Raw genomic sequence first — 1,566 nt, 5'->3', positions numbered from 1 at the left:
TACGGTTCGTTCACCCTCGAAGCGCCGTTGCTCGAATGCAGTGATCGCCGCGATTCCGGGCTGCGGTACGAATTAAACGTGGCTGCGCCGCAGCAGGCCCAACGCCCCCTCACGCCGCGCTGATCCGGCCTGCGTCGTGCCAACACCGGCCATGGCTTAACAGGGTCGGCACTGTCGGCACTGAACTACCGCCATGCCTTCGAGTTACACCTTGCCCAGCAGGGGGTCAGCTTCTACAAGACTTGAGTTCGTTCGGGCCCGAATGTTCGTTGTTTCATGATGTACCTTCTATGGTCAGGGGCTCAGCCGCCTCGCCGGTGACGCTGCTGCCCAGCGCGGTTGAGATCGCCGTCGCCGCCGCCAATACCCTCGGCCCCAGGTCGACGGTCATCTGGTCCATGCTGTAGTGCAGCGTCAACACCGAGATGCCGACCGTCCCCACGACGCGGTCCTCGTAGTTCCAGATCGGCGCGGCAAAACACATCAGCCCGTCGGCGTACTCCTCGCGATCGAGCGCGTAGCCCTGCTCGGCGACCTGGCGCAGCTCCGCCTTGAGCCGCTGCCTGGTGGTGATCGTCTGATCGGTGTGTTTGCGGGGTCGAGCCGCGATGACCCGGTCCAACAGCGCCGCCCCCCCGTAGGCCAGCAGCACCTTACCGGGGGCGCTGCAGTGCAGTTCGTAGCGGCCGCCGACCTGGGCGGCGATTTTCAGCGGCCCGGTGGCGTCGAGATGCTCGAGGTAAAGCACGTGCAGGTTGTCGAGCACGCCGAGATACGTGCTCTGGCCGGTCGTCTGCCACAGATCGCGCACCGGTGCCGCGCCGGCCGCCCGAATGTCCAGCCGCGCCACGGGCTTGCTGGTGTGGTGGAACGGGCGCAGGCCCATCGTGTAGCCGCCGCTTTCGTGCTTGACCACCCACGCCGCCCGCTCGAGCGTCCGCAGCAATCGGAAGGTCATGTTGCCGTTGAGACCAAGCCGCCGGCCGATCTCGGCCTGTGACAACGGCACAGGGCTCTCGCAAAGCAACTCGACCACCCGGATCGCCTTGGTCACCGCGGGAGATTCGTAGCTCATGCTGTTCGTCCTGTCATGGTGATATGCATACTACAGTTATTTCACTACTGTCCCAACGTTTGAGCTTTGAGTTTCTACAAGTGACCGCCATTCATCGGGCTGCGCAAAACCATGGCCTGCATCGACTTGAGCTTGCTCCGATCATACGGCTTTTCCGTCAGTCAAGGGCAGCCCGAGTTGCGCCGTTCCAAGGGTGAATCGGGCCTGAGGCCCCTGGGGCGGCTTCGACGGGTCTACGGCCGGACGCCCGCCCGGGACGTCGGTCCGGCCGCCTTGAAACCGCTCGTGGGCGTTCGGCCCGATATGGAGGCCGGTGCTTTCATTTCCCGCTGATGGGGACGGGGAGGTAGTCGAACACGTTGACGTCGGCGGGTTTGGTGGCGGGGCGTCCGTTGCAGGTGGCGTACATGGCAAGGGAGAGGACGGTGAACCCGCCGGGGAGCTCGGGGCGCAGGGCGCGGGTGTTGACGGGCGCGGACGCGGGCGGGGGG

Annotated in this window: 1 protein-coding gene; it reads right to left on the bottom strand. The window is 65.3% G+C overall.

Features of this window, described 5'->3' with window-relative positions; all coding sequences use genetic code 11:
* Positions 1 to 274: 274 nt before the first annotated feature.
* Positions 275 to 1,075: an IclR family transcriptional regulator gene (locus I6U14_RS03530; protein ID WP_296896925.1), complete on the bottom strand. Its 801-nt coding sequence runs from the start codon at positions 1,073 to 1,075 to the stop codon at positions 275 to 277.
* Between the last annotated feature and the right edge of the window lie 491 nt (positions 1,076 to 1,566).

The organism is Thiohalocapsa sp., assembly GCF_019695415.1.
Taxonomy (GTDB): Bacteria; Pseudomonadota; Gammaproteobacteria; order Chromatiales; family Chromatiaceae; genus Thiohalocapsa.
This window is presented reverse-complemented; position numbering and strand designations above follow the sequence as displayed.